15 protein-coding genes are annotated in these 20515 nt (G+C 40.5%); 12 read left to right on the top strand and 3 right to left on the bottom strand.

The features are described 5' to 3' along the window. Nucleotides 1–9 precede the first annotated feature (9 nt). The 3 genes from J7R10_RS01835 (at nt 10) to J7R10_RS01825 (ending at nt 3617) form a co-directional block, all read left to right on the top strand. A complete protein-coding gene (locus J7R10_RS01835; RefSeq protein WP_010705892.1) occupies nt 10–1533 on the top strand; it encodes a heme biosynthesis protein HemY in 1524 nt (507 codons plus the stop codon). A gap of 134 nt (nt 1534–1667) precedes the next feature. Next, nucleotides 1668–2414 (top strand): glutamine amidotransferase, encoded by a 747-nt coding sequence (locus J7R10_RS01830; protein WP_010705891.1) that lies wholly within the window; start codon nt 1668–1670, stop codon nt 2412–2414. Nucleotides 2415–2630: 216 nt separating this feature from the next. Then, nucleotides 2631–3617 (top strand): DUF2125 domain-containing protein, encoded by a 987-nt coding sequence (locus tag J7R10_RS01825; protein WP_244427528.1) that lies wholly within the window; start codon nt 2631–2633, stop codon nt 3615–3617. 187 nt (nt 3618–3804) lie between these two features. Here J7R10_RS01825 and J7R10_RS01820 read toward each other — a convergent pair whose 3' ends face one another. Beyond that, complete coding sequence (locus J7R10_RS01820; protein WP_010705889.1) at nt 3805–8493, bottom strand: NAD-glutamate dehydrogenase; 4689 nt, start codon at nt 8491–8493, stop codon at nt 3805–3807. A 256-nt stretch (nt 8494–8749) separates the two neighbouring features. On the opposite strand from J7R10_RS01820, the gene J7R10_RS01815 reads away from it, so the two are divergent. The 4 genes from J7R10_RS01815 (at nt 8750) to rpsP (ending at nt 11944) form a co-directional block, all read left to right on the top strand. Next, nucleotides 8750–9394, top strand: coding sequence for a carbonic anhydrase (locus J7R10_RS01815; RefSeq protein ID WP_010705888.1), 645 nt, complete (start codon nt 8750–8752; stop codon nt 9392–9394). Nucleotides 9395–9643: 249 nt separating this feature from the next. Continuing rightward, nucleotides 9644–11212 (top strand): signal recognition particle protein, encoded by a 1569-nt coding sequence (ffh, locus tag J7R10_RS01810; protein ID WP_010705887.1) that lies wholly within the window; start codon nt 9644–9646, stop codon nt 11210–11212. Nucleotides 11213–11236: 24 nt separating this feature from the next. Then, nucleotides 11237–11545, top strand: a complete 309-nt coding sequence (locus J7R10_RS01805) for a chorismate mutase (protein ID WP_010705886.1) — start codon at nt 11237–11239, stop codon at nt 11543–11545. Nucleotides 11546–11578: 33 nt separating this feature from the next. Then, nucleotides 11579–11944 carry a 30S ribosomal protein S16 gene (rpsP, locus tag J7R10_RS01800; RefSeq protein WP_010705885.1) on the top strand — a complete coding sequence of 122 codons (366 nt, stop codon included), beginning with the start codon at nt 11579–11581 and terminating at the stop codon, nt 11942–11944. A 111-nt stretch (nt 11945–12055) separates the two neighbouring features. Here the strand turns inward: rpsP and J7R10_RS01795 are convergent, their stop codons facing one another. Next, nucleotides 12056–12271 carry a DUF1674 domain-containing protein gene (locus J7R10_RS01795; RefSeq protein WP_010705884.1) on the bottom strand — a complete coding sequence of 72 codons (216 nt, stop codon included), beginning with the start codon at nt 12269–12271 and terminating at the stop codon, nt 12056–12058. 83 nt (nt 12272–12354) lie between these two features. Between J7R10_RS01795 and htpX the strand changes: the two genes are divergently transcribed. The 5 genes from htpX to J7R10_RS01770 all read left to right on the top strand — a co-directional run bounded on the left by htpX (nt 12355) and on the right by J7R10_RS01770 (nt 18645). Further along, nucleotides 12355–13395 carry a zinc metalloprotease HtpX gene (gene htpX, locus J7R10_RS01790; RefSeq protein ID WP_010705883.1) on the top strand — a complete coding sequence of 347 codons (1041 nt, stop codon included), beginning with the start codon at nt 12355–12357 and terminating at the stop codon, nt 13393–13395. 41 nt (nt 13396–13436) lie between these two features. Next, nucleotides 13437–14804 carry an RsmB/NOP family class I SAM-dependent RNA methyltransferase gene (locus J7R10_RS01785; protein ID WP_026501437.1) on the top strand — a complete coding sequence of 456 codons (1368 nt, stop codon included), beginning with the start codon at nt 13437–13439 and terminating at the stop codon, nt 14802–14804. Between the two features lie 46 nt (nt 14805–14850). Then, the gene (locus tag J7R10_RS01780) at nt 14851–16566 is read left to right on the top strand and encodes a heparinase II/III family protein (RefSeq protein WP_010705881.1); all 1716 of its coding nucleotides are present in this window, start codon (nt 14851–14853) and stop codon (nt 16564–16566) included. 164 nt (nt 16567–16730) lie between these two features. Beyond that, the gene (gene purH / locus J7R10_RS01775) at nt 16731–18347 is read left to right on the top strand and encodes a bifunctional phosphoribosylaminoimidazolecarboxamide formyltransferase/IMP cyclohydrolase (protein ID WP_010705880.1); all 1617 of its coding nucleotides are present in this window, start codon (nt 16731–16733) and stop codon (nt 18345–18347) included. A gap of 145 nt (nt 18348–18492) precedes the next feature. Next, nucleotides 18493–18645: a DUF1127 domain-containing protein gene (locus tag J7R10_RS01770; protein ID WP_010705879.1), complete on the top strand. Its 153-nt coding sequence runs from the start codon at nt 18493–18495 to the stop codon at nt 18643–18645. Nucleotides 18646–19458: 813 nt separating this feature from the next. Here the strand turns inward: J7R10_RS01770 and J7R10_RS01765 are convergent. Further along, nucleotides 19459–20244 (bottom strand): SURF1 family protein, encoded by a 786-nt coding sequence (locus J7R10_RS01765; RefSeq protein ID WP_010705878.1) that lies wholly within the window; start codon nt 20242–20244, stop codon nt 19459–19461. Between the last annotated feature and the right edge of the window lie 271 nt (nt 20245–20515).

Here is a 20515-nt window from a genome sequence, read left to right as displayed (position 1 = left end):
AGGCTTAAGATGATACGTGTTTTTATTTATTGTTTTTTTGTATGTGTGATCGGACTGGCTTTTGGGTGGGTTGCTAATCATAACGGTGTCTTTGTCATAACATTTTTGCACTTGCGGTTTTCTGTTTCATTTCTAACAGTTTTGTGCGCGCTTATTTTATTTCTTGGAATTTTAGCGCTTTTATGGTGGTTTTTGTCTGTCCTTTTTTTAGTACCCAGTGCTTTATCTCATTATTTTTATCAACGTCATCAAAAGCGTGGTTATCAAGCTCTTTCACAGGGGATTCTTGCTGTTTTTGCGGGCGATGGTGTTTTGGCACAACAAATGGAGGCACGTGTTGCCAAATATCTTGCAGGCAAACAGGAACCATTGGCAAAACTCTTACAAGCTCAAACCTTATCTTTGCAAAATAATTCTGCTTCTGCCATCAGTCTTTATGAGGAGATGAGAAAAGAGACGTCAACAAAATTGGCGGGGCTTTATGGATTGTTTCGTGAAGCTCTCAAGAGCAAAGCTTATGAAGCAGCGCAACAATATGCAGAAGAAGCATTGGCTTTATCACCAGCACTTTTGTGGGCGCATCAAGCTGTGCTTGATCGATTGAGTGTTGAGGGTCGGTGGGATAAAGCACTGGCTGTTTTTGAACGCGCGCAAAAAGCTTTACCGCGCTCAACTCGTTCAACTGCGGAGCGTCAACATATACAGGCTTTGCTGTTCAGTGGGCAGGCGCTTCATTTGTTTGAAACACACCCTGTAGCAGCGCGTGCAGCCATTTTGAAAGCACATAAATTGGTACCTGATTTTGTTCCAATCATAGTTATCGCTGCTGATATTCTTTATAAACTCAATGAAATGCGCAAAGCTGATAAAATGATTATTACAGCTTGGAAAAAGGAACCACATCCTGATTTAGCAGCGCTTTATCTTGAAAGAGAGAAAGGAGCTGTTGGGCGATTGAAAAGGGCTAAAACACTTGCTTCTTATAATAAAGATACATTTGAAGCGGCTTTCCTTATTGCCAAAGCTGCTTTGGATGCTGGTGAAACAGTATTGGCAAAGGAACAGGCAGAAAAAGCACTTCAATATCACCCACGGGAAAGTGTTTATTTATTGTTGGCAGACATTGAAGAGGCACAAGAAAATAATCAGGGAGCAGTGCGTCAATTGCTTTCTTTGGCACTTCGTGCTGAACGTGATCCGGTGTGGATGTGTGATGGGGTTGTCTTCCCTTCTTGGTCAGTGGTTTCTCCAATAAGTGGTCGTTTGGGCTGTTTTGAGTGGAAAGCGCCACCCTACCTTCCTCCTCTTACATTGGAGGCTACCGATATTGTGTCCAAAAAACAAGATGAAGAAGATATTGTGGAAAAAAGTGCTGATGTTGAAGTTAAGATACTTGAAGAATTACCTCCTGTAGAGGATACTCTTTTGCATCATCCACAAGTAAAAAAACAAGATACAGAAGATCAGGATATCAAGATATTCAATAAAGTTCACTTAAATGTTGATGATCCAGGGATTAAAACAGAAGAATAAGGTGCATTTTTGTCGAGAAAGAAATTTCGTTTCTTTTAAATGAAGAAAGTCGTAGTGAATATTATTTGCTAAAATTATTTTCTTGTATTTGAAAAATGGAATTTTATTTGATTGCAGAAGTGATTGGTTAAAAAATGTTTTTACATCAAAGGTGTCTTGATAAAAAGCAAGGAAAGTGTAAACCAAGAATTGTAGTGGTTATGCATCGTCACTCTACATATACTGGTCGTTTGGGAAAATTCTTGCAACAAAGTGGTTTTGTGCTTGATATTTACCGCCCTCTTTTGGGACAAAAACTTCCTGATACATTAGAACACTATGCTGGTGTTGTTATTTTAGGGGGCCCGATGAGTGTGAATGACAACGAAGCCTATATTGGTGAGGAAATTGATTGGATTTCCCTATCATTGAAGGAAAATAAACCTTTTTTGGGTATTTGCCTTGGCGCACAAATGTTAGCACGAAATCTAGGAGGGCGTGTTGGTACAAGAAGTGATGGAATTGTCGAAGTTGGTTGGTATCCACTAGAAGCCACCTCACAAGGAAAGGCATTGATGGATTGGCCAGAAATGGTTTATCATTTTCATGATGAAGGGATTTATGATTTACCTAAGGAGGCGTTGCTTTTAGCAACAGGACATACATATCCTACACAAGCGTTCCGTTATGGAAAAAATGCATGGGGTTTGCAATTTCATGCCGAATTCACGCGTGCTATGATGCGGCGTTTAGTGGTTCGTTCGGCACATAAATTGACCGAAAAAGGTGCTCAGCCTGCTTCTGCACATTTGAAAGGTCGTTTGATCTATGATCAGGCTTTAAGTCAATGGTTTGAAAATGCATTGCAAAAAATCTTTTGTGCACCTGTTCTACATGCGTGAGAATTAAGAAATTTGTTCATTTGAGATAAGGAAAGCTTTCATTTTGTCTATGCTCTCTTACTTGACATCATTGCGAAAAAGCCTTTCTTTGAGCACTTTGCTTGGCGGGCTCTTTTGTCTTGTTCTGATACTTATTTATACCTCACTCTGGTTTTTTTTTCACGTAAAATAGAGGATCATATTTCCAATCTATTCGCTAGGGCGTCCGCTCATGATATGACGCTTGTGTGCGAGCATTTCCACAAGAATGGTTATCCCTTACGTATTGGTGTTGTTTGTGATCAATTTCAGTTTGCTTGGCCTTTGCATGGGATTTCCTTATCAACGGAGCGTTTAACGGTTGGTGCATCAATTTATGCCCCTCGTTTTGTAGAGTTTAATGTTCATTCCCCTACATCAATTGTTTTGGCCGGGAAAGCGCTTATCGCATCACAGTGGCGCAATCTGGTGATTGAAACGGAACCTTATTGGAAAGCGGGTAAGACATTTAAACTTATGGTTGAAGGACTTGAAATTTCTACTATAAATTCACCTCTTGAAGAACAAAAATTTCAAGGAAAATTAGAACCACAAACGAAAAACAAAAGGGCAATGCAGGAGGAGGCTGGAGAACAAGCATCTTTGAAAGATGCTCAGGATGTGATTTTTCCTCCGTTAGATCAAAAAAATGTGCTGCAAAAAATAACAGCAGAATTTTTGCGTCTTGATCTTAAACATGAAAAAAATCATTTATCGGGGCATCTTACTTTCGATGATTTTGACTCTTCTCTGTTTTTTGCACCTTATTTTATTGATTTTCCAAAAATTGATGGCGATTTGAAATGGATTTTCAATGATGTAGATCATCTGTTTGAAAATGGAAAAGACAGTTGGAAAAAGCGTTTATATGGGAAAAATGGACTTTTAGAGCACGGTGAATTGATTTTTCATACAGGGGGTGTATTGCGTGTTAGTGGACCTTTTTCTTTCGATAATGAAGGATATTTGACAGCAAATTTTGAGCTTGTCTTTGTTCGGCATATGGAGCTTCTTACGACCATGCAACGCTTGTTTCCCGAGCAAGCTAACAATCTGCAGGCTTTGTTTTTTGTTTTAGGTGTGATGCCTAAAAGTGCAGATGGTAACCCCGTTCTCTCTTTGGTCATTAATCATGGATGGGCAAAATTAGGGTTTTTAAAACTTGGCCGCTTTCCACCGCTTTAAGTTTGCAAGCTGAGTTTTAAAATTATGCCATCAATCTACCTGCTAAGATAGAGTCTTTTAAGTGCTATGCTATGCCTAACAGTGCAGATGGCAAACCTCATTCTCCCCTTGGTGATTATCCCTGAGTGGAAAAATGAGGGTTTTTAAAACTTGACTGTCTTGCTCTCTTTTCAGTCTGAGGTGTATTTTAAAGTTGTGCAATCATTCCTGCTGCAAAGGTAAAGCGAGAAATGTTAAGATCACTTTCAATGAGTGCACCAATGCGATTTGTTACATTATGAATTTGTTCTTCTTTTGTTTGGCTCCAAGTTGCGAACGGATCTTCTTTTGTTCCGTAATCTTTCAGGATTTTCATAACAATTTTTCGTAAGCTTTCAGCAATATTTTCTTTAGCTTGGCTTAAGGCCATACTATCATAATAATCAAGGACAGGAATTGTTTGACTTGCTTCATTAATGCGGTTTATCCGGATGATTTGAGCAAGTGAGAAATAAATTTCTGCGGTTTTAATAAGGTCGCTGTTGCTTTGTTTTGCAATCAAAGAAATGTCACAAATTATGGGAGCAGCTTCCAGGAGAGCCAATTGTTTTGCTAAAGCTTCAGGCGCTCCTTCTTCTCTATAATATGTCGTTTTTTCTTTAATTTTCTGATTAATATCCTTATCAGTGGAATATGACAGCAGTTTTTCAATAACCGTACGGGCTTGCTTCATTGTTTTCACAAGCTCTTCTAAGGGAATCGAGAGATCCATATTGTGTAATCCCCAATTTGTTGTTTCAAAGAGCATTGACGTAATGGCTGCATAAAATTTGTTTTGGACAAGACCTGGTATTTTATTATCCAGCTTATCAATTTGATCAGACAATTGGGGTATTTCAAAACCATCGCACAGTGCGATGAAAACGCGAATAATATTTTCAATCTTTTGTTCTGTTGCATCTTGGAGGCGACTAACAAAAGTAGGTCCACCGCGATTCACAATATCATTGGCAATGAGGGTTGCAATAATATTACGACGTAACTGATGATGAATGATTTCTTTCTCAAAGTTTGTCTGAATTTGCGTTGGGAAATAATGTAACAAGATTGCATCAAAATAACGTTCATCGACAATGGGACTATGGACGATTTCTTCTTTGAGAGTTAATTTAGCATATGCAAAAAGAACGGCGAGTTCTGGACGGAGAAGTCCTTGGCCTTGTGTTGTTCTTTGCCGCAAAGTTTGTTCATCAGGGAGAATTTCCACTCTCCGATCGAGAATTTTTTTCTGTTCTAAATCATGCATAAAGCGTATTTGATAAGGCAAATCCGCAATGCTTTGGTTTTCAGCCAAAGAAAGAGCAAGGGGTTGTAGATAATTGTTGCGTAGAACTAATTGTTCAACTTGTGGAGTCATTTCTTTCAAGAGTTCATTACGGGCTTCGCGCGTAAGCGTTTTTGCTCGAAGTGCTGATGCTAGAACAATTTTGATATTGACCTCAACATCTGAACAATTAACACCTGCGGAGTTATCAATGGCATCGGTATTGCAGCGTCCACCATTTGAGACATATTCAATTCGCCCACGTTGGGTAACACCAAGATTGGCTCCTTCACCAATAACTTTTGCACGAACTTGATCACCCGTAATGCGTATTGCATCATTTGCGCGATCCCCTACTTGCGCATCCGTTTCTGTTGTTGCACGGATATAAGTGCCAATACCACCAAACCATAAAAGATCAACAGGTGCTTTGAGAAGTGCAGAGATAATTTCAAAGGGAGTTCCTGTTTGTTTTTCAAAACCAATAGCTTGTGCTGCTTCGGGTGAGAGGGTAATGGTCTTCATTGTGCGTGAGAAAATACCACCACCCTTTGATAATTTTGTTTGATCGTAGTCCTGCCAACTTGAACGAGGAAGTTGAAAGAGACGCATACGTTCTGCATAGCTTTCAGCTATGTTTGGATTTGGGTCGATAAAGATATCGCGGTGATCAAAGGCAGCAATAAGTTTTGTTTGTTTGGAAAGAAGCATTCCATTGCCAAAAACATCACCAGACATATCACCAACACCAATACAGGTGAAGGGGGTTGTTTGAATATCGTGATTAAAGGATTCTCGAAAATGTCTTTTAACGGCTTCCCACGCACCTTTTGCGGTAATTCCAATGGCTTTGTGGTCATAGCCTGCTGAACCTCCAGAGGCAAAAGCATCATCAAGCCAGAAGTGATTTGCTTGGCTGAGTGTATTGGCTGTGTCAGAAAATGTTGCTGTGCCTTTGTCGGCAGCAACAACAAAATAGGGGTCATGACCATCATGACAAATAATATTGTGAGGAGTATTTATTTCGCCGTTAACCAGATTGTCGGTGATGGAAAGCAACGCTGTGATAAAGTCAATATAAGCTTGTCGTGCAGCTTCTATTATGACAGCACGATCATTTGTTTGGGGAAGGCGATGAGGATAAAATCCCCCTTTTGCACCAACGGGAACGATGACAGCATTTTTAACCTGTTGGGCTTTAACTAAGCTCAAAACTTCAGTGCGATAATCGAGTGCACGATCAGACCAACGGATTCCGCCGCGGGCAATAGGACCAAAGCGCAAATGAACCCCTTCAACTTCTGGCCCATAAACAAAAATTTCCCGATAGGGACGTGGTTCAGGCAAGCCTTCAATTTGGCGCGGGTTTAACTTGGTTGCTAAAATACGCCGTGCGGTGCTATTTGCTAGGGGAGTAAAGGCATTGGTTCGTAAACTTGCTTCAATAAGATTACGATAACGGCGTAAAATGAGATCATCATCTAACCCTGAGACGTTCTGTAATTTTTCTTCGATGCGTTGTTGAATAACTTGCTGGTTTTTTTCCCGTTCTTTTTCTGTATGGCTTTGATGAAATTTCAAATGAAACAAAGCATAAAGATCTTGTGTAATATCAGGGTAAGCGTTTAAAGTTTGGGCAACGCGGTCTTGTGAATAAGGAATTCCAGCTTGTTGGAGATAACGTCCATAATGGCGCAAAATAAAAATTTCACGCCAATCAAGCTCTGCTGTCTGAGTTAAAGCGTTAAAGGCATCATTATCCGCATTTTGAGACCAAATGGCTTCGAATGTTTCAGCATGCTTTTGACTGTTTTTATCAAAATCGATACAGAGTTGGAAAGCGCTTTCCAGTTGCATATCATGAAGATACACAGAGTGTCCGTTGCCATCTGGTAATTCAAGCGTTTGTTCAGCAATGACCCGAAACCCCATATTTTCAAGAAGTGGTACACGTTTAGAAAGGGCAAGAGCTTCGTGGCGGTGAAAAAGCCGGAGAGAAATATTTCGTTTTTCTTTTTTGTGTGTATGATAAAAAGTAACAAAAAGAGGCTTTTTATCATCAAGGCTTAAAATATGTCCTGCGTCTTCAATGGCATCTTCCGTTGAAAATAAATCACGGTAGCTGTTGGGAAATTGGCTCGCCAAACGCATTTGTTGGTCTGTCGCTTTGCGGGTTTGAGCTATGGTTTGAACACTGTCTTCCCAACTTTGTGCTATGGAACGAACGTTTTTTTCAAGTGTCATGCGCTCAATGACAGGGGCGCTTTCGCTTCCTTTGCAATGGATGATATAATGAACGCGGATGAGTGTGCTTTCTAAAAATAACGGATAGGATTCAAAGAAATCGCCTTTGTAGATTTCAACAAAATATTCGCCAATTTTTTCGCGAATGTTGCTGCTGTATTGATCACGGGGTACATAGACAAGTATAGAAACAAAGCGTCCGAAAGAATCAGTATGTGCAAGGACTCGCAAACGAGGGCGTTCATCTAATTGCAGAATAAGTTTGGCATTTTCTGTCAATGTTTCAACGTCGGAACGAAACATTTCATCTCTTGGATAGGTTTCCAAAACACTAATGAGTGCTTTTCCAGAATAGTCTGCGCGGTTATATCCAAGGCGTTGAATGATGGTTTTGGCTTTTTCTTTTAAGAAAGGAATTTGCAAAATAGAACGCGTATAAGCGGAGGAGGTAAACAATCCTACAATGCGTAATTCTCCACACAGCTTGTCTTCTTTATCAAAGATTTTAAGTCCAATATAATCGAGCCAAACAGGACGATGAATTTTTGAACGACTGTTTGCTTTTGTGACAATAAGCAAATTATCACTTTCCATAAAGGATAAGATTTCTTGGGAAGGTTCTTCTACACGGGAATCACCGATAATGCGGATTGAGGCATCTGTGAGAATACCAAGTTCAATATCACTTGCTATAAAGGCTTTTGTAGGTTCTTGACTTTTGATGAAATGATAAGTGCGCATGCCAAGGAAGATGAAATTATTGTCCATTAGCCAGTTAAGAAATTCAATGGCTTTTTCACCTTCTTGTTTGTAGTGTTGTGGGAGGCTTGTTTGATAGGCGCGGATATGCTTTTTAATTTCTTCAAGCATAGATTTCCAGTCTTGTACAGCTGTATTGACCTGTTCAAGGACGAGAGTGAGCTCCCCTTTGAGTTTTTGTATTTGTTGTTCATTTAAGGACTCGATGTGAATTTGCATGAGGCTGATGCGTTGTCCGGAGACACAATCAAGAACAGGATGTGCAATCAAATAAATATGGTTTTTGTTCTGATTGAAGACATTTAAAATAGAATCGAGCAAGAAGGGCTTGTTATCATTTACGAGCGTAATAATAGTTATAGGCTTATTGTTACGCGTTAAATTTTGTTCAAAGCAAATGATTGTTTTTCCTGCCTGATGGAGATTAAAAGCTTTAATGGCAGTGGTTGTAGCTTTTTTGAGTTCATCGTTTACGTAACAGGCAATATCTTCTTTATCGGTATGAGCAAAAAGGATTTGTTCTATTTTATCTTGATTGTTTTTTGTTTCTGCTGCTTTTTGTTGTAACACAATAACCTTCCCTTTTTGCTTTTTAGAGTCTTTTCTTCGTGGAAGAAGACCATTATATCATTTTTTCCACTGTAACATCTTCTGCCCAAAGAGAATAGTTATTTCTTCTGAGAAAGGGTAAACTTGTTTGTTCTATTGTATAGTAATAATCTGTTATCTTAAAGGAGTCATTGTGCATAGATGAAAGGATATTTTTAATATTTTTGTATGTTAAGAGTTTGTTTTTCAAAAGAGACACAATGAAAGTAAGTAAAGAATGACGCGTTTGCCAGAAAGACTTTTAAGCGGTTACCGGTCCTTTATAAAAAATCACTTTTCATATAAAAGGACACATTATCAACAATTGGCGCTTGAAGGGCAGAAACCTGAAGTTTTGGTTATTGCATGTTGTGATTCGCGGGCGGTACCAGAAACGATTTTTGATGCCAAACCTGGTGAAATCTTTACACTGCGCAATGTGGCAAATTTGGTTCCGCCTTTTTCTCCTGATAACCAATATCATGCAACATCTGCAGCTCTTGAATATGCTGTACAATTGCTTGAAGTTAAACATATTGTTGTTTTTGGTCATGCTCATTGTGGAGGGGTGAGTACTGCTCTTAAAGAGACGTATAAGTCTTTATCATCAAAAGATTTTATTGGTCAATGGATTGATCTTTTGGCACCAGCTGCACAAACGGTTGTAAGGAATAAATTACTCGCTATGCCAGAACAGCAGATCGCATTAGAGCAGCTTTCTATTCATCATTCGTTAAAAAATTTAGAGACATTTCCGTGGATAAAGACGCGCAAAGATCAGGGTGTTTTGACATTACACGGGGTTTGGTTCGATATCTCAAGCGGTGAATTGTGGAGTATAGAACAAAAAACAGGTTGTTTTGTGCGTGTTGAGGTTTGGTAATTTTGAAGTGTAACCTTCTCTTTCTTTAGTAAAATAACTTTAAAAGTGAAGCTATTATATGATAAATCTTGACAAAGGTAGGGTTTTATTGTTTGAAAGAATAAGTTTTCAGTGACCAAATTAATTTGGAGCAACCGACTGAGACCCCAGTTGAAGGGTATAAAGAGATCTCAGAGGTCAACATCCGACGGCGCGGTGCGTTCTCGGATGTCATTTTGGTTTGTTTGTTATGCAGCAATGAGGTAGAGAATGTTTGAATCCTTACAAGAGCGGCTTGGTTCCATACTGTCTCATTTGACAGGGCGTGGAGCTTTGTCAGATCAGGATGTAACAGAAGCCTTGCGCGGAATTCGTCGTGCTTTGTTAGAAGCCGATGTTGCACTTGATGTTGCACGTTCTTTTACCGATAGGGTTCGTGAAAAAGCTGTTGGAGCCGAAATTGTTAAATCAATTAAACCTGGCCAAATGGTTGTTAAAATTGTTCATGACGAATTGGTTAATGTCCTTGGAAATGAAGGCGTTCTAAGTGATTTAAATGCACCAGCACCTGTTGTTATCATGATGATTGGTTTGCAAGGCTCCGGAAAAACAACAACGACAGCAAAACTTGCAAAGCGGTTAACTGACAAAAATAATAAAAAAGTTCTCATGGCGTCATTGGATACACGCCGTCCTGCGGCGCAAGAACAACTGCGCCAACTAGGAGAACAGGCAGAACTTGCAAGTTTACCTATTATTGCGGGGCAGTCTCCCGTTGATATTGCGTCACGTGCTGTACAGGCAGCAAAATTGGGTGGTTATGATGTGCTGATTCTTGATACAGCGGGACGTAACCATATTGATGAAGCTTTAATGCTTGAATTGGCTGAAATTAAAGCTTGTTCCCTTCCTCATGAAATTATGTTGGTTGCTGATAGTCTTACGGGACAAGACGCTGTTCATCTTGCCCGTTCTTTTGATGAGCGTGTGGGAATCACAGGTATTATTTTAACACGTATGGATAGTGATGGCCGCGGGGGTGCTGCTCTTTCAATGCGTGCTGTTACGGGAAAACCTATTAAAGCAATTGGAATCGGTGAAAAAATAGAGGCTTTGGAGGAGTTTCATCCTCGTCGTATTGCCGATCGTATTCTTGGAATGGGCGATATTGTTTCTTTGGTTGAAAAAGCTGCTGAGACAATGGATCATGAAAAAGCCGCTGCTTTTGCAAAAAAAATGCAGGCTGGAAAATTTGATCTCAATGACCTTGCAGAACAATTGCAGAAAATGAAAAAACTGGGCGGAATGGGCGGTATTATGGGAATGTTGCCGGGTTTAGGGAAGGTAAAAGATCAAATTGCTGCTGCGGGACTTGATGACCGTTTGTTTAATCGTCAATTGGCTATTATTTCGTCTATGACACCTTTAGAGCGCGCTCATCCTGAAGTTTTAAAACATAGCCGTAAGCAACGGATTGCTAAAGGATCTGGCACAAGTGCTGCTGATATTAATAGGCTTTTGAAAATGCATCGCCAAATGGCTGATATGGTCAAAGCCATAGGAGGTAAAGGCAAGAGTGGTTTGATGGGGAAAATGTTCGGAGCACTTGGTTCTAAAATGGGACTTGGTGGTATGGGAGCTGTTGGCGGGGATTCTGGAGCACTCCCTGATTTATCGGGTTTTGATTCAAAGCAATTTTCAGCACTTCAAAAACAAATTGAAAGTGGTAATGGAGGCAAGGTCTTACCTGGTCTTCCAGGGCGTGGACTTACATTTCCTGGTCTTTCCAGTGGCAGTGCAGATAGGGGAAATTTTCCTCAGCATCCCAAGAAAAAATAAGATGCAAAGAGGGAAGGAAAGATAATGCAGGAAAAAATATTGGATGAATTAGCGCATTTGCGAGCATCCATTGATAATCTTGATGCAGCGTTGATTCATATTTTGGCAGAGCGGTTTCGTTGTACAAAAGCCGTTGGGCACTTAAAAGTTCGTTATGATTTGCCTACAGTTGATCCTCTGCGTGAGCAGAGCCAAGTCGCGCGGTTGCGAAAATTGGCGAAAGAGAGCCATTTCGATCCCGATTTTGCTGAAAGATTTTTGAAGTTTGTCATTAAAGAGGTTGTGCGTCAGCATGAAATTATTGCTGAAGGACAAAAAAGTAAATCAATTTAAACGAAAGCCAGAACTGACAATAGGAGATAAAATATGGCATTAAAAATTCGTTTGTCCCGTGGAGGTTCAAAAAAACGTCCTTACTATCATATTGTTGTTGCGGATGTTCGTAGTCCGCGTGATGGGCGCTTTCTTGAACGTGTTGGTGCATGGGACCCGATGTTGCCTAAAGATGGGCCGCGTGTAAAACTTGATGAAGAACGTATCCAATATTGGCTTGAACAAGGCGCACAGCCAACAGATCGCGTTTTACGGTTTTTAGATGCAGCTGGCTTGAAAAAGCGTCCAACGCGCAATAATCCGCGCAAAGGTGAGCCTGGCAAAAAAGCACAAGAACGTATAGCTGCTGCAAAGCAAGCTGCTGAAGAAGCTACTGCTGCAGGAGCAGAAGAAGCGTGATGATTGTAAAATATAATCAATTGTGCCTTTAAAAGCTTTTATAAAGAAGAGTGATTGTTATCCGTTTTTGTTTCTCAAAAACGGAACTTCTTTGAAGGGTGTTTGATTTTTTTAAAAATCAATAGCGCGGCCTTTAATTTCCCAGTCTCCATAGCGTGAAGGGTCTTTGCCGCCGCGTCCACCATTTTCTACAAGCTTTTCTTCGTGAGTTTCACTTTTACGTCTTTCTTCAGCTTCGTTTAAGGCACGTTGTGCTGCGGCGCAGAGGAATTGCTGTTTATTAACTGTTGCTTTTGATTTGCTCGTTTGTTGGTCTTTTTTCGTCATTTTATCCTTATTCTATTGAAGAAGCAGAAAGAAAACCCCATCATATAATATAAATTGTATTTTATCATGGAGTTTTTTGAGTAATGAACATAATGCGTACGGCCATGCTTTTGGCTTTTATGACCGCTCTTTTTATGGGAGGTGGTTATCTTGTTGGAGGGGGCGGGGGTATGATCATTGCATTTTTGATGGCAAGCGGTTTAAATTTTTTTTCTTATTGGAATTCGGATAAAATTGTTTTACGCATGTATAGTGCGCGTGAAGTTGACCAGCATTCATCACCGATTTATTATAAAATCGTAAGCGATTTAGCTAAAAAAGCTTCTCTTCCTCAACCAAAAGTTTATGTTATCGAGAGCGCACAGCCAAATGCTTTTGCTACGGGGCGCAATCCTCAAAATGCGGCTGTTGCTGCAAGTACCGGATTGTTGGAGAAATTGAGTACAGAGGAAATTGCCGGCGTTATGGCACATGAGCTAGCACATATTGAACATCGTGATACCTTAACAATGACGTTGACTGCAACAATTGCGGGAGCAATTTCTATGCTTGGGAATTTCGCTTTTTTTATGGGGGGGCAGCGTGATTCTTCAGAACATTCTCATGGTGGAGGGCTTGGCGGTGTGATTGCTCTGCTTGTGGCACCTTTTGCAGCAATGCTAGTGCAAATGGCTATTAGTCGCACGCGTGAATATGCTGCTGATCGTCGGGGAGCGGAAATATGTGGTAATCCATTATGGTTGGCTTCGGCATTGCGTAAAATTGCCGATGGTGGACATGGGGTATACAATGAAAAGGCAGAGCATAATCCAGCAACAGCACATATGTTTATTATCAATCCCTTAAGCAGAGAAGGAGCCGATAGCCTTTTTTCTACCCATCCGGCGACAGCAAATCGCATTGCCGCTCTTTATCGGCAAGCAGAAGAGATGAAGGGAAACATGGTTAAAACTATGGGATGGAATGAAGAGGGCGGTCTGTATGAAAAAAGCAGAGGCTTGGATTATGGAGATTTTTGTCAGAGTGCTCCAGCTGATGTTTCAGAGAGTCTGGAAAAAAATGCTATTCAGCGCGTTACAAAACGCCCTTCTTGGCTTCGTTATGAAGATAAAAAGAGATCGTGATCATACAGCTCTTAAGAGAGCAAAAGCATAAAGGTGTTGTTTTGAACCACAGGAAAGCCGGGCGTGTGTCCGAAAAAAATGTTCCCGGATTGGCTGTTCGGCAGTTGTGTGTTCGTCTTCTAGGAGCTGTGCTTGATAAGCATGCGTCTCTTTCTGGTTTAACGGATAATGAACATGGACATCCACAATATTTAGGACTTTCACATCGAGATCGCTTATTATGCCGAGCCATTTTGGTAGCAGCATTGCGTCATCGGGGGCAGATTACAGCTGCTTTATCACGCTTTTTAAAGCGATCTTTGCCCTCTCAGGCACTTTCACTTCAGCATCTTTTGCATATCAGTGTAGCACAAATTCTTTACCTTGATGTTCCTGATCATGCTGCGCTTGATTTAGCCGTGCGTGTGGCTAAACTTGATCCCCGAATGCATTGTTTTTCAGGGGTGGTGAATGCTCTTTTACGAAATGTTGCACGTGAGGCAGACTTTTTACGTCAACAAGTCCCCACCATTGAAGGAGTACCGGTATGGTTTGGACAGCTTTTGGTTTCAACTTACGGAAAAGAAAAAGCTGATCAAATTGTGGACATTCAAAGTGTTGAGCCTCCTCTCGATTTGACAGTAAAATCCGATAGTGTTGGGTGGGCTAAACGGCTTGGGGGTGTTATTTTGCCTAATGATTCCATTCGGTTAAGCAAGTTGGATTGTTCTGTTACTGATTTACCAGGTTATAGCGAAGGGGCTTGGTGGGTTCAGGATTTTGCTGCGGCGTTGCCTGCTTGTTTACTTGGAAATATACGGGGTAAAAAGGTTGCTGATCTTTGTGCAAGCCCTGGGGGAAAAACAGCACAACTGGCTTTGCAAGAGGCTGAAGTGACAGCAATTGAACTCTCTGCTAATCGGGTAGCGCGTTTAAAGGCAAATATGGAGCGGCTTCATTTTTCAGTTGATATTCGGCAGGGAGATGTAAGAAATTTTCAACCCGAACAGCTTTTTGATGCTGTTCTTCTTGATGCTCCTTGTTCTTCTACTGGAACAATACGTCGTCATCCAGATATTTTATGGACAAAATCAATGAATAGTATCGCCAAATTGGCGGCATTGCAATATGATTTTCTTGTAGCGGCAATTACTTTGGTAAAAAAGGGAGGGCTTATTGTTTTTTCCAATTGTTCCCTAGCAAGAGAAGAAGGTGAAGATCTCATTGAAAAAATTTTATCAGAACGGGATGATGTTGTTTTAGAGCCTATTGATAGGAAAGAAATGGGCCCACTGGCTCATTTGCTCTCACTTCAGGGGACTTTACGAACAACGCCTGCAGATTTTTGTTATGAAAATTCTAACGTTGAGAAAAACATGTTTTTAGGTATGGATGGTTTTTTTGCAGCGCGCTTACGAAAAGTAGCTTAATTAACGGTTCATTTACTAAAATGGCTGAGATTGTCCACGATTCGGTATGTACGGAGATGAGATTGTGGCGATTGCGTTAAAAGGTCCTCAGGCAAAGTCGTCAGACTTTGTGTATATGATACACCAATTTGTACGGCGTTTATCGGTTGGTCCCCTGTTTCGTTGGCGGTTTTCGGGGTTTCTTCCCCAAAAAATTTTAGCGCATCCCATTGATTTGCATTTAGCGAATCCAACGCTGGCACACGAGTTTTATCACGGTCGTTTTGCTTTTGCTGGTCATGTTGTTCACGCTGGTGCGGATTCACCTTTTTCGTTGGTACCACCAACACCGGAATGGGAGGAAGCTCTTCATGATTTTCATTGGTTGAGGCATATGGCGGCAGCGGAGAGTGATTTAGCTGTAGCACATGCGCGTTCTCTCTTAGAAGATTGGCTTGACCATGGTGGCAAAAAAGTCAAAGGGCTTGCTTGGAGTGCTCCAGTTGTGGCACGGCGTTTAATTTCGTGGATTTGTCATTCGAAAATGTTGTTGCAAGGGGCAAGTGAGCGGTTTGAAAAACGCTTTTTGCGTGCACTTGGTTTTCAATTTCGTTATTTGCGCATAACGATTTGTAGTATGGAAAACAATGAACAACGTTTACAAGCCGCTGTTGCTTTAACATTTGCATCTCTTGCTTTGCCTGTTTCTGCGCGAATGAAAAAGAAGGTGCAGACCTTTCTTATAGAAGAACTTTCGTGTCAGATCTTGATTGATGGTGGTCATATATCACGTAGTCCTGCTCTCTTACTCGACTTGTTATCGGATTTATTGTCTTTACGTCATCTTTTTATGCATAGTCATGAAAAAGCACCGCAACTTCTCATTGATTCTGTTGAGCGTATGTTACCAGCATTACGGTTTTTTATCCATGAAGACCAAACATTGGCGCATTTTAATGGGGTTGGACCACTGGTTTCTGAACGGTTATCGACAGTTTTAGCGCTTGATGAAACAGCTGGGCATCCTTTTAGTTATGCACGTTATTCGGGGTTTCAGCGTTTACAAGCCAATCAAACGACAGTGCTTGCCGATACAGGAAAATTTCCACCACGCTCTGTTGCGCAACATGCTGGGTCTGGCTGTTTATCTTTTGAAATGTCTTCACGAGGAAGCCGCTTTATTATTAATACGGGTGTTAATCCTTATGGGCGTGAGGAATATCGACATTTAGGACGTGTTACCGCAGCACATTCGACGGCAACACTTAATGATTGTTCGGTGGGCGTTTTTCATAAAAAAAGGAAACGGGGCACTTCACTTTTGCTTAACGGACCAACGAATGTTAAAGTACGCCGTCTAGAGGATTCAGAGAAAACTGGTTTTATTGCAAGCCATGATGGCTATGTGCAATCTTTTAATTTTATTCATGAGCGTGGTCTTATTTTAGCAACAGATGGGACAATGATAGAGGGTTTTGATCGCTTTTTTACACCACCAAAGGGGCTTTCAAAAAGACATCAGCTAGATCAAAATGAGCAGAATAATGTTGCTGTTCGGTTTCATCTTCATCCGCACATTGAAGTCAACTATGATGGCAATGGCGTATGTTTAGCTGCTAAAAGCGGACAGGAGTGGTATTTTATATCACCTGACGCTGATATTTTTCTTGAAGATTCAATTGATTTTGCTGAACTTATAGGTCCACAGCGCACACAACAGATCGTTTTGTATTTTCGTCCTGCATTCCAAGAAAAAGTTCGTTGGCGTTTTACATGTCGTTAATGAAAACAATGATGCGATTCTTTACACGAATAAAAATAAAGTCATTCTTTGTGCGTTAAAAAAGATATTCTTTTCTTTTAGTGTATTTTGATAAAGGCATGTGCTATATGACTTAAGCGCGTTTTTCTCGAATGATCACCGTTTTTATTTTTAGGATTCCTCTTATGGGTATTGTTGCAAAAAATTTTCCCATACCTGATTTTCATCGGGTTCGTCGTGCTCTTCTTTCCGTATCGGACAAAACGGGTTTGGTTCCATTTGCACAAGCACTTCATGCTTATGGCGTTGAATTGATTTCAACAGGAGGAACAGCGAAAACCTTAATGGATGGTGGCTTAGCTGTCAAAGATGTTGCTGAAGTGACTGGATTTCCGGAAATAATGGATGGGCGTGTTAAAACACTCCATCCTTTAATTCATGGAGCTCTCTTAGGTGTAAGACAAGATCCTAGTCATGCTGCTGCTATGGAAAAGCATGCTATCCATGGAATCGATCTTCTGGTGGTTAATCTTTATCCTTTTGAAGAGATTTCTCAATCTGGAGCCGATGGACAAACAATACTGGAAAATGTTGATATTGGTGGACCGGCAATGATTCGCGCTGCGGCAAAAAATCATGCTTATACGGGTGTTGTTACAGCAGTGCGTGATTATGATTTGGTTCTTGCGGAATTAAAGAAGCATGATGGCTGTTTAAGTTTGTTTATGCGACGTCAATTAGCAATGCGCGCTTATGCACATACAGCTGCTTATGACGCAGCGATAGCGGCGTGGTTTGCACAGGAGTTAAAGGTTGAAGTGCCATCGTGGCAAAGTTTTTCGGGTCATCTTAAAAGCGTTATGCGTTATGGGGAAAATCCGCATCAACGAGCAGCATTTTATCGTAATAGAGAAAAACGTTTTGGCGTTGCAACAGCCAAACTTTTGCAAGGCAAAGAACTCTCTTATAACAATATGAATGATACGGATGCGGCATTTGAACTTGTCGCAGAATTTGATCCTCAAAAAACTGCTGCTGTTGCTCTTATTAAACATGCAAATCCTTGTGGTGTTGCAGAAGGGCAAAGTTTGAAAGAGGCTTATTTGAAAGCTCTTCTGTGTGATAGTTTTTCGGCTTTTGGTGGAATTGTTGCGTTAAATCAAACCCTTGATGAAGAATGTGCAGAAGAGATTGTCAAAATTTTCACGGAAGTGATTATTGCTCCTGATGCAACAATGGCGGCACGTGAAATTATTGCTAGGAAGAAAAATCTCCGTTTGTTGGTAACAGGGGGTGTGCCTGATCCACGTTGCGAAGGTTTCATTGCTAAAACGCTTTCTGGTGGTATGTTAGTGCAGTCGCGTGATAATATGGTGGTTGATGATCTCAAACTGCAAGTGGTGACAGAGCGAGCACCAACTCCAGAGGAAATGCGTGATCTTCAATTTGCTTTTCGGGTGGTGAAGCACGTGAAGTCAAATGCTATTGTTTATGCAAAAAATAGCGCAACTGTTGGGATTGGTGCTGGCCAAATGAGCCGTGTTGATTCTGCGAAAATTGCTGCGCGTAAAGCTGAAGAAAGCGCTCAAAGAGCAGGCTTAACAGAATCTCCGGCAAAAGGGTCTGTGGTTGCATCAGATGCATTTTTTCCTTTTGCAGATGGTCTCTTGGTAGCTGTTGAAGCTGGTGCAACAGCAGTGATTCAACCGGGTGGTTCAATGCGTGATGAAGAAGTCATTGCAGCAGCTGATGCACATGGTTTAGCCATGGTTTTTACAGGTGTGCGGCATTTTCGCCATTAATGTTTGCGATTTTGCTTCTTTTGAATGAGAGAAGTTTCTTATGTGTTAAGTGCATATCTGTTATGAGGTTATAGCACGACTCTTTTTTGTAATTTGCTTTACCTTATCTCTTAGGGGAAATTGTATTAAAGGTTGAGTAATAATTATGAGTATTCTACGTTCTTACAGTAATTGGCGCCGTTACCGGCGGACAGTTAGTGCGTTGAGCCATCTTTCAACAGATGAGCTTAATGATCTTGGCATTTACCGTGGCAATATTAATTCGATTGCGCGGTATTATTCACGTAAGTCTTTTTAAAATTTGCTTTCTCAATTTTTTGTGAGAGCATTTAAGAGGCTACTTTGTGAGAGGAGGGGGAGAGTTTTTAGTTGGGTATTTTTTCTTCATTTTGAGTATATTAAAAAAAAGCACCTGTAAGAGGGGCATTTGTCTGTTTAAAATTCACGGGCTTTTTTTTAAAGAAATATTTCTCAATGTTTTCAAGTTCATTTCACGAAAAGCCCGTGAATGGTATAACCGTGAAGCTATCGGGTGCTACCATCTTTACGCTTATGATGTGTGCAAGCTGGTGTCATCATTCTATATTCTATTTTTCAGCTCCCAATATTGCGATAGTTCTTGAATTAAGGCGGGATTCAGGCTGTTCAGAGGAGACATTTTACTCCTTATCTCAAACGTTTTTTTATTTGATGCTAGCTTTGCTTGTGATGTGTAAGCAAGTGATTTACCTTGACTCAATATGAGAGGATTTGAGAGGAGAAAATCTTACAATATTCAGGGTTATGATAGAAGTTGAAAACGATGATTTATCTTTAAAAATAAATTAATGCGTTGACAATAATTTCTACCACGCGCTTTTTTTGAGAAAAAAAGCACAGGGGTGTGTGAAATTCTCAACAAATAGAGTGAAGATATGCTCTGGTATGAAACGTATGCTTTTTTGAAGACTGAATATCAGGAGTGCTTATCAACCTGTTTATTTGCTTCCTATAAAAGCACTCACTCGAAAATCAATGGTAGGGTGTTGCTTTTAGAAAAAGATGTGTATGTATCGAAAAGTCATTTAACTACATATGTTTCATGAGGTGGGGATTTTGTTTTGTATCCTTTTTAACTTTTTTGTCGTAGCAGGAAAAGAGAGCCCCCTAGAACACCAGCAGCTAAGGTAAACCACGTAAGGGCATAGACAAGGTGATTATTTCGAAAGTGTACAATAGTTAAGCCAGCAATGGGTAAGTTTTTTTGCGGAGCTGTTTTTTTTCCGGCGTCAATAAAATAAGGGGCAACGCTGGATAAACCAAGTCTTTGTGCCATAGCAGGAAGATCGCGTGTATACCACAAATTGGTATCCGGATTATTTTTGCGTGGAAAGAATCCATTTTTTTCGCTCATGCGTAACAAACCTATAACCGTGGTTTGTTCGGTGTTTTTCGCAGAATATTGTTGAGGAGAGGCATCTGTGTGTGATTGCTCTGCATTTTGAAAGTCGTGGCGTGCATCCATGGGGATAAAACCACGATTTACAAAGGTCAGTGTGTTGTCGGCTGTTTGTAGAGGGGTTAAAACCCAATAGCCCGTGGTATCTTGAGCGACAGCAGTGACAAAAATATTTTTATCTGTCAAAAATTTTCCTGTAATGATGACCGGACGGTATTCATCTTTCTCAAAAGTAACGTGCTTCCATTGATTTTGCGGTGGTGCTTTTATGGGAGGCAAATGAACACGCTGATGAACACTGGTAATAAGATTGGTTTTCCAGTTTAAGCGTTGTATTTGCCATACACCCAGTGCACTAAAGAGAAGAAAAAAACACGTACATAAAATACCAAACAAAAGTGAAGATAAACGGATGTGTTTTTGTTGAAGCTCTGTCATGGAGGGGACGGTTTTGCTCATGATTAACGCTTCCTTTTAGAATACTCATATTCTTTTAGCACGGTTGCGCGTTAAAAAAAATATTTTCTATATCTTTCATGGGAAATTATGCAAAATTAGCAAATAGGAGATGCAAAAGGCTTTATAAAAGACTTGACCTTTTGTTATCGAAACCCTATTAAAACACAACTTCTCAATAATGCTGTTTAAGGGAGTGTTATGCGCTTTTTGCGTTTATTCTGTTTTTCGGCTATTGAGATTTAAGAGTTTCTTAGAGTTTAAGGGTGAAGTT

Origin of the sequence: Bartonella vinsonii subsp. berkhoffii ATCC 51672 (assembly GCF_902825225.1) — a bacterium.
In the GTDB taxonomy this organism is placed as follows: Bacteria; Pseudomonadota; Alphaproteobacteria; order Rhizobiales; family Rhizobiaceae; genus Bartonella; species Bartonella berkhoffii.
The sequence above is the reverse complement of the archived record's forward strand: the minus strand, read 5'-3'. Positions and strand labels throughout refer to the sequence as shown.